This window comes from Roseovarius sp. THAF27 (genome assembly GCF_009363655.1).
In the GTDB taxonomy this organism is placed as follows: domain Bacteria; phylum Pseudomonadota; class Alphaproteobacteria; order Rhodobacterales; family Rhodobacteraceae; genus Roseovarius.
In genome coordinates this window covers 1,983,305-1,994,934 of the sequence record NZ_CP045393.1, presented here as the reverse complement: position 1 = coordinate 1,994,934, position 11,630 = coordinate 1,983,305, and the positions used below count along the sequence as shown (strand labels likewise).

The 11,630-nt window shown below is 65.6% G+C and carries 13 protein-coding genes and 1 pseudogene; 9 read left to right on the top strand and 5 right to left on the bottom strand.

From position 1 onward, the window contains the following. Positions 1–9: 9 nt before the first annotated feature. From metA to FIU89_RS09865, 4 genes are read left to right on the top strand one after another with little or no spacing between them, the layout of a single operon-like run. Positions 10–945 carry a homoserine O-succinyltransferase gene (metA, locus tag FIU89_RS09880; protein WP_152492432.1) on the top strand — a complete coding sequence of 312 codons (936 nt, stop codon included), beginning with the start codon at positions 10–12 and terminating at the stop codon, positions 943–945. 23 nt (positions 946–968) lie between these two features. Beyond that, complete coding sequence (locus FIU89_RS09875) at positions 969–1,943, top strand: alpha/beta fold hydrolase (RefSeq protein WP_152492431.1); 975 nt, start codon at positions 969–971, stop codon at positions 1,941–1,943. 46 nt (positions 1,944–1,989) lie between these two features. After that, on the top strand, positions 1,990–2,859 hold the full coding sequence (gene ppk2 / locus FIU89_RS09870) for a polyphosphate kinase 2 (protein WP_152492430.1): 870 nt from the start codon (positions 1,990–1,992) through the stop codon (positions 2,857–2,859). Next, entirely contained in the window at positions 2,852–3,466 is a 615-nt protein-coding gene (locus tag FIU89_RS09865; RefSeq protein ID WP_152492429.1) for a TetR/AcrR family transcriptional regulator, read from the top strand. Before ppk2 ends, FIU89_RS09865 begins: the two co-directional genes overlap by 8 nt. A 27-nt stretch (positions 3,467–3,493) precedes the next feature. Here the strand turns inward: FIU89_RS09865 and FIU89_RS09860 are convergent, their stop codons facing one another. Further along, positions 3,494–5,494: an acyltransferase family protein gene (locus FIU89_RS09860; RefSeq protein WP_172978079.1), complete on the bottom strand. Its 2,001-nt coding sequence runs from the start codon at positions 5,492–5,494 to the stop codon at positions 3,494–3,496. An 86-nt stretch (positions 5,495–5,580) separates the two neighbouring features. On the opposite strand from FIU89_RS09860, the pseudogene FIU89_RS22595 reads away from it, so the two are divergent. Continuing rightward, positions 5,581–5,712, top strand: a pseudogene (locus FIU89_RS22595) (TetR/AcrR family transcriptional regulator); the annotation flags it as partial. A 297-nt stretch (positions 5,713–6,009) separates the two neighbouring features. Here the strand turns inward: FIU89_RS22595 and rpsI are convergent. After that, on the bottom strand, positions 6,010–6,507 hold the full coding sequence (rpsI, locus tag FIU89_RS09850) for a 30S ribosomal protein S9 (RefSeq protein ID WP_057789222.1): 498 nt from the start codon (positions 6,505–6,507) through the stop codon (positions 6,010–6,012). 5 nt (positions 6,508–6,512) lie between these two features. Then, on the bottom strand, positions 6,513–6,971 hold the full coding sequence (gene rplM / locus FIU89_RS09845; RefSeq protein WP_152492427.1) for a 50S ribosomal protein L13: 459 nt from the start codon (positions 6,969–6,971) through the stop codon (positions 6,513–6,515). Between the two features lie 138 nt (positions 6,972–7,109). Between rplM and FIU89_RS09840 the strand changes: the two genes are divergently transcribed. Further along, a complete protein-coding gene (locus tag FIU89_RS09840) occupies positions 7,110–7,433 on the top strand; it encodes a hypothetical protein (RefSeq protein ID WP_152492426.1) in 324 nt (107 codons plus the stop codon). After that, the gene (locus tag FIU89_RS09835; RefSeq protein ID WP_152492425.1) at positions 7,433–8,491 is read left to right on the top strand and encodes a hypothetical protein; all 1,059 of its coding nucleotides are present in this window, start codon (positions 7,433–7,435) and stop codon (positions 8,489–8,491) included. The genes FIU89_RS09840 and FIU89_RS09835 overlap by 1 nt, the downstream gene beginning before the upstream one ends. A gap of 7 nt (positions 8,492–8,498) precedes the next feature. On the opposite strand, the gene FIU89_RS09830 is transcribed toward FIU89_RS09835, so the two are convergent. Next, positions 8,499–9,908: a PLP-dependent aminotransferase family protein gene (locus FIU89_RS09830; protein WP_152492424.1), complete on the bottom strand. Its 1,410-nt coding sequence runs from the start codon at positions 9,906–9,908 to the stop codon at positions 8,499–8,501. A gap of 99 nt (positions 9,909–10,007) precedes the next feature. On the opposite strand from FIU89_RS09830, the gene FIU89_RS09825 reads away from it, so the two are divergent. After that, positions 10,008–10,241, top strand: coding sequence for a DUF1127 domain-containing protein (locus FIU89_RS09825; RefSeq protein ID WP_152492423.1), 234 nt, complete (start codon positions 10,008–10,010; stop codon positions 10,239–10,241). Positions 10,242–10,295: 54 nt separating this feature from the next. Here FIU89_RS09825 and FIU89_RS09820 read toward each other — a convergent pair whose 3' ends face one another. Next, a complete protein-coding gene (locus tag FIU89_RS09820) occupies positions 10,296–10,718 on the bottom strand; it encodes a PaaI family thioesterase (protein WP_152492422.1) in 423 nt (140 codons plus the stop codon). Between the two features lie 56 nt (positions 10,719–10,774). Between FIU89_RS09820 and FIU89_RS09815 the strand changes: the two genes are divergently transcribed. Beyond that, positions 10,775–11,563: an enoyl-CoA hydratase gene (locus FIU89_RS09815; RefSeq protein ID WP_152492421.1), complete on the top strand. Its 789-nt coding sequence runs from the start codon at positions 10,775–10,777 to the stop codon at positions 11,561–11,563. Positions 11,564–11,630: the final 67 nt, after the last annotated feature.

Sequence of the window (11,630 nt, the reverse complement as noted above, 5' to 3'; positions counted from 1 at the left end):
GGTTATCACATGCCCATAAAGATCCCTTCCAGCCTGCCCGCCTTCGACGTCCTCACCCGCGAGGGCGTCATGGTGATGGACGAGGATCAGGCATCGCGGCAGGATATCCGGCCCTTGCGGATCGGTCTGTTGAACCTGATGCCCAAGAAGATCCAGACCGAGAACCAGTTCGCCCGCCTGATCGGCGCGACGCCGCTGCAGATCGACCTGAGCCTCATCCGCATGTCCGAGCACCGCACCAAGAACACCGCCGCGGATCACATGGAGAGCTTTTATCGCCCCTTCACCGAGATCGAGGCGACGGGCGAGAAATTCGACGGGCTGATCATCACCGGCGCCCCGATCGAGCATCTGGAGTTTTCAGACGTCACCTATTGGGACGAGCTGACCCGCGTCTTCGAGTGGACGACGACCCACGTGCATTCCACCTTCGGCGTCTGCTGGGGCGGGATGGCGATGATCAACCATTTCCACGGGGTCAAGAAGCACCTGCTGGACGCCAAGGCGTTCGGCTGTTTCCGGCACCGCAACATGGCGCCCGCCTCGCCGTTTCTGCGCGGGTTTTCCGACGATTGCGTGATCCCGGTCAGCCGCTGGACCGAGATGCGCCGCGACGAGATCGACGCGGTGGACGGGCTGGAGGTGCTGCTGGACAGTGACGAGGTCGGCCCCTGCCTGGTGCAGGACAGCGCGGCGCGGTCGCTCTATATCTTCAACCACCTGGAATATGACAGCGACACGCTGAAACAGGAATACGACCGCGACATCGACGCGGGCACGCCGATCAACGTGCCGTGCAATTACTATCCCGACGACGACCCGGCCTGCCCGCCTCAGAACCGCTGGCGCAGCCATGCGCACCTGCTCTACGGCAACTGGATCAACGAGATTTACCAGACGACACCCTTTGAAATGGACGCGATCGGGCTAGGTTCGCGCTGGTAACGATCGACGGGGGTGCAGGGCTGATGAAACGCGGGCTGGTCTGGGCGGCGCTTGGCGCCGTGGCGCTGTTGTCAAGTTGTGCGGGGCTGGCCGGCGTCAAGGAACGCACCGCCGAGGAAACCCATCCGCCGCTGGGCCGGTTTGTCGAGGTCGACGGCACCCGCGTGCATGTCTGGGTCGAGGGGTCGGGACCGGACGTGGTGCTGATCCACGGCGCGGGCGGCAACCTGCGGGATTTCACCTTCGACCTGGCGAAACGGCTGACCCCGCGCTACCGCGTCATCGCCTTTGACCGGCCCGGCCTGGGCTATACCGAGCGCCTGCCGGGCTATGGCGGCGTGGGCAGCACCGAGGGCGAAAGCCCGCGCGAACAGGCGGCGCTCCTGCAAAAGGCCGCGCGGCAGATCGGCGTGCGGCGGCCGGTGGTGGTGGGCCACAGTTTCGGCGGCGCCGTGGCGCTGGCCTGGGGTCTGAACGCGCCGCAGGACACGTCCGCGCTGGTGCTGCTGGCAGGTGTATCGAACCCCTGGCCGGGCGAGCTGGGCACCTTCTACAATGTCACCGGCACGGCCCTGGGCGGTGCGGCCGCGGTGCCTCTGATCACCGCGCTGGCCTCGGAGGAGCGGATCGAGCGCAGCATCGAGGGCACGTTCGCCCCGCAACGCGCGCCCAAGGGGTATTCCGAATACCTCGGCCCCGGCCTGACCCTGCGGCGCGAGACGTTGCGGGCCAACGGTCAGCAGGTGCTGGGCCTGCGCCCGCATATCGTGGCGATGTCGCAGCAGTATCGCGACCGGCTGCGGATGCCGGTCGAGATCGTGCATGGCGACGCGGACACCACCGTGCCGCTGGACGTCCACTCGATCCCGCTGTCGAAACAGCTGCGGCGTGGCACCCTCACGGTGCTGGAGGGCGTGGGCCACATGCCGCATCACGTGCGGCCCCAAGCAACGGTCGCGGCAATCGACCGCGCGGCCTCCCGCGCCGGATTGCGTTAAGCTGTTTAACATTCCATAGTCGCCCTAAAATCAAGGGAGTGGCCGCATGGACCTGCCATTTGACGGCGCGATCAGCACCTATTTCAAATCCGAGGCCCCGGAGGAGTTGCGCAACGCCATCCGCCGGGCCGACAAGGGCGATATCCTGTCGCCCGATTACCCGCATTCGGACCGGATGCCGCGCAAGGCGTACGAGCAGGACCTGCACCGCTTGCAGATCGAGCTGGTGAAGCTGCAGGCCTGGGTCAAGGACACCGGCGCGCGTGTTGTCTGCGTCTTCGAGGGGCGGGATGCCGCCGGCAAGGGCGGGACGATCAAGCGCTTTCGCGAGAACCTGAATCCGCGCGGCGCGCGGGTTGTGGCCCTGCCCAAACCCTCCGAGACGGAAGCCACGCAATGGTATTTCCAGCGCTATATCGATCACCTGCCCGCGGGCGGCGAAATGGTCTTCTTCGACCGCTCCTGGTACAATCGCGGCGTGGTGGAAAAGGTCTTCGGCTTTTGCACCGAAGCGCAGCGCGAGCATTTCTTTCACCAGGTCGGCGATTTCGAGAAGATGCTGGCCGACGAGGGTATTCACCTTTTCAAGTTCTGGCTGAACGTGGGGCGTGCCGAGCAGCTGCGCCGGTTCATGAAACGCGAGAGCGATCCGCTGAAGCAGTGGAAGCTGAGCTGGATCGACGTCGAGGGGCTGAAGAAATGGGACGCCTATTCAGAGGCCATTTCCGAGACGCTGGCGCGCTCGCACAGCACCCACGCGCCCTGGACGGTGGTCCGCTCGGACGACAAGCGGCGTGCCCGGGTTGAGGCGATCCGGCATATCCTGCTGAACATAGACTATGGCCGCAAGCTGCCGAAATCGCTGGGAAAACCTGACGCTTCGGTCTGCGGCGGTCCAGAGATATGGGATGCCTAAGCGCGGCTATCACCACGGCAACCTGCGCCAGGCGCTGGTGGACGCGGCGCTGACCCTGATCGAGGAGAAGGGTCCGACGGGCTTTACCCTGTCCGAGGCCGCCAAGCAGGCCGGCGTGACCCCGGCGGCGGTCTATCGCCATTTCGGCGGGCGCGAGGACCTCATCGCCGAGGCGGCGCGGCAAGGCTACGAGATCTTCGCCGACGTGATCGAATACGCCTATGGCACCGGCCAGACGGCGCTGAGCGCGTTTTCGGCCACGGGGCGCGCTTACCTGGCCTTCGCGCGGAAGTATCCCGGGCACTATATTGCGATGTTCGAAAGCGGCATTTCCGTCAATCGCAACGCCGACCTCGCCGCCGTGTCGGGCCGCGCCCGCACCGTGCTGGAACGGGCCGCCGAAGGGCTTTCGGCGCACATCCCGCCCGACAAGCGCCCGCCCACGGCGATGGTCTCGGCCCATGTGTGGGCGCTGTCGCATGGCGTGGTGGAGCTGTTCGCCCGCAACTCGCCCGGCACCCAAAGCCCCTTCCCGCCCGAGGACCTGCTGGAATCCGGCTTCGGCATCTACCTGCGGGGCCTGGGCCTGTTGCCGCCGGACAGCTGACAGGGCTTTTTGCGGCCGCGCCGGGCGCTACATCCGTCCGTCGCCGAACAGGGCCTTGTCCAGCAAGGGCGCCACGGCGCGGGCCGCCGGGGCCGAGATGTGATCCGCGTCCGTGTAAAGAAGCGCGCGGTCGAGCAGCCAGGCATACCGCCCCTCACGCTCGAAGAACGCGTTGACCGAAATCAGGTCCGCGCCCAGGTCTTCCGCGACATCCACCAGGATCGTGCGGGCGCCGCGCATCAGTTCGTCATGCACCCGGGTCTCGATGAAACTGCGCGCGACATCGGCCTCGAACTCGGCCTCCGGCAGGTCGCGCAGGATCGCCTGCCCGAGCACGTTGATCGGCAAGACCACCTGCTGCGGCACCTGATCCAGGATCACGACACGAATGCCGGCATCTTTGTAGTGGGAAATCGTCTGTCGCAGGCCGGTCTCGAAGCTGGCGAACCATTCCGCATCGCTTTGCCGGCGGTTGTCGGGATCGGTCGAGATCATGAACCGCCGCGGCTTGCGCGTGAGGTCGCCTTTGACATAAAGGCTCCACCTTGCGGCGAGGAATACCATGTCGACCCCGCGTGCCACGGCGTCTTCCGCAAAGGCCTGAACCTCGTCGTGACACTCTTGCGACGTCCGTCCGCCATTGACGAGATAGACGCCCAGCAAGGGCGGACAGGCGGCGCGGACACCGCGCAGCACGCGAATGTCCCGCATGGCCGCGATTTCGTCGAAGGCGGGCAGGATCGCTCCGGCATGACTGTCGCCCAGCACCGCGATCATCGGGCTTGGTACGTCGCTGTCGTGCACCATGCAGAGACCGCCGGGGCGCTCGGGCGCGCCGCCGGGGCACGAAGCGCCCTGACTTACAGGTCGGTTAGGCGTGAAGAGGTCGATATACGCCTGATCTGCCTTGCCATCCAGGCGTTGCGGCACGCCGTTCAATGCCAGAACCGTAAAGCCCACGGCGCCGAAGGCGACGATGCCCCCAAGGCTCGCACCGAAGACGGCCTTGCGCGACGGCAGCCATCCGGCGCGCCGGAACGGGCGCTCGACAATGGCCCAGGACAGCACCGCCAGCGCGAAGGAGAGCGCGATCAGGCCCCAGATCAGGCCCGGCACCGTCTCGGCCCAGCCGCGGATGCGGGCAAAGGCAAAAATTGGTTGATGCCAAAGGTAAAGCGAATAGCTGATCAGCCCGATGCCGACCAGCGGGCGCCACGACAGGACCCGCGCCGTCACTGTCTCGCGCGCGGCAAAGAGGATGACCAGCATCGCCCCGGCAATCGGCACCAGAGTGTAGGCGGAGGGCGACGGATCGTCAGGGCCGAGCCAGAAGACACTGCCCACGATCAGCGCAAGGCCGATTGCCGCCAGCGCCTCGTTCCGCATCTGTGGACGGTTCAGCAAAAGCGCGGCACAGATCGAGCCGGCCAGCAATTCCCACAGCCGGGACGGGGTGAAAAAGAAGTTCTCGGCCGGCAGGTTCCACGCGCCCCAGATGGCCAGCGCGATGGATGCCACGGCGCAAAGCGCGAAGACCGCGACATGCTTGCCGCGCCGAAAGCGGCCCAACGCCCAGAGCAGCGCCGGAAACAGGATATAGAACTGTTCCTCGACCGCGAGGCTCCAGGTGTGCAGCAGCGGACGCAGGTCGGCGGAGACGTCGAAATAGCCCGAATGTTCCAGGAAATGGACGTTCGAGATGAAGAGAACGGTAAAGGCCAGGCTGCGCGCGAAATCCTCCAGCGGATCAGGCGGGATCCACATCCACGCGAAGGGCACGCAGCAGGCCAGGACAAGGAACAGTGCGGGCAGGATGCGCCGCGCGCGCCGCTCGTAGAACCGCCACAGGCTGTAGGTGCCGGCCTCTCGGTCGGAAATCAGGATCGTGGTGATCAGGTAGCCGGAGATGACGAAAAAGATGTCGACGCCGATATAGCCGCCGCCGAAGACGGTAAAGCCCGCGTGAAAGAGGATGACCGGCAGCACGGCAACCGCCCTGAGACCGTCGATTTCACGCCTGTATTTCACACCCGACTGCCCCGAGAATTTCTTGCCATCCGTGAACCCGATAAAGGGCTGAGTTGCAAGAAAAAAGCGCGGCCTGCGCTGAGTCCGCGCTTTCGCATGGCGTGGTCGCGCTCTTCGCCCGCAACTCGCCCGGCACCCAAAGCCCCTTCCCACCCGAGGATCTGCTGGACTCCGGCATCGGCATCTACCTGCGCGGCCTGTGCCTCTTGCCGCCGGACCAACAGGAACCGCCAACCACTCTTCCTCTGGCCAAAAATATCCCGGGGGTTTGGGGGCTGGCCCCCAATTAAACCTGCGTTTGGGGGCTGGCCCCCAATTAAACCTGCGTTTGGGGGCTGGCTCCCGATCGCCCTTGCGTCTGGGGCCGGCCCCGTGCGGCGGTCATCCTCCGGCCTGACCCGAGGATCTCTCTGCCGCGGAGATCCCGGATCAGATCCGGGATGACGTGAGTGCCGGCCGGCAAAGAAAAGGGCCGCCCCACCGGACGGCCCTTCCCGAAATCCTGAACCCAAAGCTTAACGCTTGGAGAACTGGAAGCTCTTGCGGGCCTTGGCGCGGCCGTATTTCTTGCGCTCCACCACGCGGCTGTCGCGGGTGAGGAAGCCTGCCGCCTTCAACGCGCCGCGCAGCGACGGGTCGTAAAGCTGCAGCGCCTTGGAGATGCCGTGCTTGACAGCCCCGGCCTGGCCTGACAGACCGCCGCCCTTGACGGTGGCCTGCACGTCGAACTGGTCCTCGACACCGGCCACCGTGAACGGCTGGCGCAGGATCATCTGCAGCACCGGGCGCGCGAAGTACTTGTTCATTTCCTTGCCGTTGACCGAGACCTTGCCCGAGCCGGGCTTGATCCAGACGCGGGCGACCGCGTCCTTGCGCTTGCCGGTGGCGTAGGAGCGGCCCAGGTCGTCCCGGACAGGCTCGCGCGGCGCTTCCTCGGGCGTGCCCTGGACACCGCCGATATCATCGGTGACGGCTGCTTCGAGACCGTCGAGTGTTTTGATTTCGTCAGCCATGTCTCTTACACCCGCGTGTTTTTCTTGTTCATGGATTTCACATCCAGCACTTCGGGGCTTTGCGCCTCGTGCGGATGCTCGGTGCCGGCGTAGACGCGCAGATTGGTCATCTGGCGGCGCGCAAGGCGGTTCGACGGCAGCATCCGCTTGACGGCCTGCATGACGACACGCTCGGGGTGCGCGCCTTCCAGGATCTCCGCCGTGGTGCGCGACTTGATGCCGCCCGGGTGACCGGTGTGCCAGTAGTTGGGCTTGTCGCGCTTCTTGCCGGTCAGCTGCACCTTGTCGGCATTGATGACGATGACGTTGTCACCCATGTCCTGGCTCGGTGTGAAGCTGGGCTTGTGCTTGCCACGCAGGCGCGTGGCGACGATCGACGCAAGGCGGCCCAGAACGATGCCGTCGGCGTCGATCACGATCCACTTCTTGTCGATATCTGCCGGTGTTGCAGAAAAGGTTTTCATGGTCTTGTCCCCAAAGGTCAGAGGGTCATAATTCGGATTGCGGGGTTATATAGGCTCCGGTGCACAGTTCAAGCGGGAAATGCGCATTATTTCCATTCAAAAACAAAGACTTGTTATTTAGGTATCATTTTACCCCATATGGAAAGCCTGATTCACAACCCCGGCCCGCCGCTTGCCGCGCTGCTGCTTCTGGCGCTGTCCACGGCGCTTGGCATGGCGCAGGTGGCCAAGATCATCAAGGTCTACGAGGCCAAGCACGAGCTGAAGCACGGATCGGCCGGATTCATCCGCGGCATCGCGGGCTGGTCCCTGGTGGCGTTCTGGGCCATGGCGGTGTGGTTCGTGGCCACGGTGATCGGCGACTGGTGGGCGACCGAAGACCTGGCCGGCGCCATGGACCGCGCCTGGCTGCGGCTGCGCATCCTCCTGGAGATCGCGGCGGCGCTCGCGGATAGCGACTGATGGCGGGCCCGGTTCCCGGCGCGCAGGCGATCCAGACCGCGCTGCAATGCCCCAGCTGCGCCGGCCAGTGCCGCTACAGCGCCGAGGCCAAGGGCCTGCGCTGCGACAGTTGCGGGGACGTGCGGTCGCTCGACACGCCCGACGACCACCTGGCGCGGACCGAATTCGGCTATGACCCGGACGTGCCCGCAGAAGAGCCGAAAAGCCGCCCCGACCTGATGGAGCACGGCTGCCAGACATGCGGTGGGCACGTGATCTTCACCGGCCCTGCCCTGTCCGAGCGCTGCCCCTATTGCGACGGGCCGGTGGTGCTGGCCCAACCCGACATGGGGTTCGACACCATGGCGCTGATCCCTTTCCGGGTGACGCTGGAGAGCGCGAGGGCCAACGCCCGCGACTGGGTGCGCGCCCGGATCGCCGCGCCGTCGGACCTGTGGGCACAGGTCGAAGACGGGCATTTCAGCGGGCTTTACGCCCCTTTCTGGACCTTCGACAGCAAGGAAGCGCTGCGTTACTGGGCCAAGTATACCACCGGGTCGGGCGACAACCGGCGCACGCATTCCATCGACGGGGCGATGACGATCGACTTCGACGACCTGCTGGTCCCGGCCTCGACGCATGTCACGCCTCTGATCCGGGACGGCATCCTGCACGAGTTCTACCCCGACCGCCTGCGCCCCTATCGCGCCGGTTACCTGGCCGGGTTCGCGGCCGAGCGGCACCACCAGACCGTGGCCGAGGGGCTGGAGGCGAACAAGACGGACAAGCGCCTGCTCATCCGCAACCGGATCAAGCGGCATATCAACAAGCGCGGGGTGCATGACATCCGCTATCGCACCGACACGACGGGCATCCATTACCGGCGCATCCTGCTGCCGGTGTGGATCCTGCACTATGTCTATGACGGCAAGGCGCAGAAGGTCGTGGTGTCGGGGATCGACGGGCGCACCTTCGGCGAGCGGCCCCTGTCGAAGCTCAAGCTGATCGGCTATGCCGCCGCCCTCAGCGCCCTGGTGATCGGGGTCGGCCTCGCCTGGGGCGCGGGCGGTCTGCTCTAGGTCCTGCTCAGACCCCGATGCCTTCGGGCGGGTTGTCCAGAAGGCGGCGCAGGCGCTGCATCGCGGCCTCGAAACTGGCCAGGCTCACGCCGGCATTGACCGCCATGCGCACCGCGTGGGGCGAGGCCGCGTCGCGGCTGGCGAAATCCTCGGCCGAGCGCACCTGCACGCCCTGCTCTGCCGCGGCCTGGCAAAAGGCGGAGGTGCGCCAGCCCGGCGGCAGGGTCAGCCACAGGAACGGCACGTCGCGGCGCCATTTCACGTCATACCCGCCCAGCACGTTCAGCGCGGCCTGGATATAGTCGCCCGACTGGCTGCGCACCGCTTCCATGAGGTCGTCGAGCCGGTCATGCGTCAGAAGTGCCGCCACGAGGTCCGCGATCGGCGTTGCCAGCCCGAAGAACGACGATTCCGCCGCGCGGCGCAGCGCCACGGACTGCTCCCTGGGTGCCAGCGCGAAGCCCACGCGCAGCGCCGGCGTCAGGGATTTCGACAAGGACGCCACGTACCAGCCGCGTTCGGGCGCCAGCATCCGGTAGGCCGGGGCCTGGGACGGACCGATGCGATAGCAGTCGTCTTCCAGGATCTGCAGGTCGCAGCGGCGGGCGACCTCGACGATCTCGTCGCGGCGCGCGGCGGGGGTGAAGACGCAGGTGGGATTGTGCACCTCGGCCGAGGTCATGATCATCTGCGCCTGGTGGCCTTTCGCCGCCGCCTCCAGCGCGTCGGGGCGCAGGCCGTGGGCATCCATCGCCACCGGGATTACCTCGGCCCGCATCAGGTCGGCGGCGCGGCGGAACCCGGGATAGCACAGCTCCTCGACCAGCACCGTGGGGCGACGCCCGCACAGGACCGTCTGCATGATCAGCGTGATCGCGTTCTGGCCGCCATGGGTCAGCACCACGTCCTCCTGGGTGAAGCGCCCCAGCGGTGCCCGGCTGAGGTACAGCGCCGCGGCGGCGCGGGCCGGTTGCATGTTGCGGCGGCTGGGATAGTGCATGACGCCCGAGGGTGGATCCTCTGCGATTTGTGCCAGAAGCTGACGGATCAGCCCCGCCTGCCCCACGCTGGGCAGATGCGGAGAGATCATGTTGACCGCATAGACGTCGTCCTCGGAATTGTGCTCGACGGTGTCCGCCTCGATCGGGAACAGGTCCTGGGGGACGGGTTTGGGGCTGGCCACGAAGGTGCCGCGCCCGACCTCGGCCACCAGCGTGCCATCGTCCGTCAGCCCCGAATAGGCCCGCGCCACGGTGCCCGGCGTCATGCCCAGCCGCCAGGCAAGGTCACGCACCGGCGGCAGCTTGTCGCCGGGCGCGAGCGCCTGATCGGTGATACCGGTGCGGATGGCCTGCATCAGCGCCTTGTACTTGGGCGCGGCGGTATCGGTCAGCTGTGGCTGCCAATTTGTACCCATGACAATATTTCCGTGGATTCGAACAATTGTGCAATGTATCACTTAATTGTGGCAATCACACAATATTGTGTCAATACAATTTATCAGAAAGGACACGCCATGACCAGTTTCACCCGCATCGACCGCACGGCACTCGAGGGGCTTTCCGCCCGCACCACCCTGCCCGCCCTGTCGCTGATCGCGGTACAGCTGGCCTGGGCCTATGTCCTGTGGACGCAACGCCGAAAAACCCGGGCGCGCCTGTCGCAGCTGGATGACCATATGCTGCGCGATATCGGCCTGACCCCGCGCGAGGCGGACATGGAAGCGCGCAAACCGTTTTGGAGGCCGTAATCGTCCCCGATACGGATCTCTTCCACCTGGGCCGGGATATTCCCGGCCCTTTTTTCATGCCTTGGGCGGAATGGAATAGGTCAGGCTGGCCCGTGCCACGGGCTGTTCGAACCCGTCCGAGAAGATCAGCACGTCCCCCACGGCCAGCACGCGGCCCAGTTTCAGCAGCCGGCAGTCGGCAATAAGGTCGGTGTTGGCGGCGGGCTTGCGCATGAAGTCGATGGAACAGCTGGTGGTGACCGCCAGCGCCTCGCGCCCCGTCATGCTGAGCACCGCCATGTAGACCGCCACATCCGCCAGCGCAAAGATCGACGGCCCCGACACCGTGCCGCCGGGGCGCAGGTGACGGTCGTCGACGTTCAGGCGCACGCGCAGCGCCATCTCTTCCAGGCTGTCGATGGTGAAATCGCCCTTCACCTGTGGAAAGACCTCGTCGATATAGGCCATCAGATCGGTTGCATTCAGTTTCAGGGCCATGCTTTCCTCCGTGCGCGTGCCGGCGTAAGAAGGCACAAGCCCCGAGGAGGATCAAGATGACAATCCTGGAACGCCAAGATGACGGCGCCATCGCCCGTCTGACGATGAACCAGCCCGAGAAACTGAACGCGCTGAGTGACGGGATGCTGGAGGCGCTACAGACCGCGCTGGATGACATCGCGGCGGACAGTTCGATCCGCGTCGTCACGCTGGCCGGGGAAGGCAAGGCGTTCTGCGCGGGCCACGACCTGAAGGAAATGACCCAAGGTCGCCAGGCCGAGGATGGCGGCAAGGCGTATTTCGCCGATCTCTTCGCACGCTGCAGCAAACTGATGCGCACGATCCGCGAGCTGCCCCAGCCGGTGATCGCCCTCCCCCACGGCATCGCCACCGCCGCGGGATGTCAATTGGTGGCGACCTGCGACCTGGCGGTGGCGGCCACCGGCACGCGTTTCGGGGTCAACGGGGTGAATATCGGGCTCTTCTGTTCCACGCCGATGGTCGCGCTCAGCCGCAACATCCCGCGCAAGCAGGCGTTCGAGATGCTGACCACCGGCGAGTTCATCGAGACCGATCGCGCCATCGAACTGGGGCTGATCAACCGCGCGGTGCCGTATGACGCGCTGCACGCCGCCGGCGACGATCTGGCCCATACCATCGCCGCCAAGCTGGGCGCGGCGGTGAAGATCGGCAAACAGGCGTTCTACAAGCAGCTGGAAATGGGTCTCGACGATGCCTACGCCTTCACAGGCGACGTCATGGTCGAGAACATGATGTGGCGCGACACCGAGGAAGGCATCAGCGCTTTCATCGAAAAGCGGCCGCCCGAGTGGAGCCAGGATTGAGGCGAAAAACGCACGTATTAAGTGTGTCTTACGCCAGATACTCCTCCCCAGGGTGGGATTTCGGGCG

Coding starts and splice junctions, on each gene's coding strand:
- FIU89_RS09835 (WP_152492425.1), top strand. CDS start 7,433: ATGGCGGGCCCGGTTCCCGGCGCGCAGGCGATCCAGACCGCGCTGCAA.
- FIU89_RS09875 (WP_152492431.1), top strand. CDS start 969: ATGAAACGCGGGCTGGTCTGGGCGGCGCTTGGCGCCGTGGCGCTGTTG.
- rpsI (WP_057789222.1), bottom strand. CDS start 6,507: ATGGCTGACGAAATCAAAACACTCGACGGTCTCGAAGCAGCCGTCACC.
- FIU89_RS09825 (WP_152492423.1), top strand. CDS start 10,008: ATGACCAGTTTCACCCGCATCGACCGCACGGCACTCGAGGGGCTTTCC.
- ppk2 (WP_152492430.1), top strand. CDS start 1,990: ATGGACCTGCCATTTGACGGCGCGATCAGCACCTATTTCAAATCCGAG.
- rplM (WP_152492427.1), bottom strand. CDS start 6,971: ATGAAAACCTTTTCTGCAACACCGGCAGATATCGACAAGAAGTGGATC.
- FIU89_RS09865 (WP_152492429.1), top strand. CDS start 2,852: ATGCCTAAGCGCGGCTATCACCACGGCAACCTGCGCCAGGCGCTGGTG.
- FIU89_RS09830 (WP_152492424.1), bottom strand. CDS start 9,908: ATGGGTACAAATTGGCAGCCACAGCTGACCGATACCGCCGCGCCCAAG.
- FIU89_RS09840 (WP_152492426.1), top strand. CDS start 7,110: ATGGAAAGCCTGATTCACAACCCCGGCCCGCCGCTTGCCGCGCTGCTG.
- metA (WP_152492432.1), top strand. CDS start 10: ATGCCCATAAAGATCCCTTCCAGCCTGCCCGCCTTCGACGTCCTCACC.
- FIU89_RS09815 (WP_152492421.1), top strand. CDS start 10,775: ATGACAATCCTGGAACGCCAAGATGACGGCGCCATCGCCCGTCTGACG.
- FIU89_RS09820 (WP_152492422.1), bottom strand. CDS start 10,718: ATGGCCCTGAAACTGAATGCAACCGATCTGATGGCCTATATCGACGAG.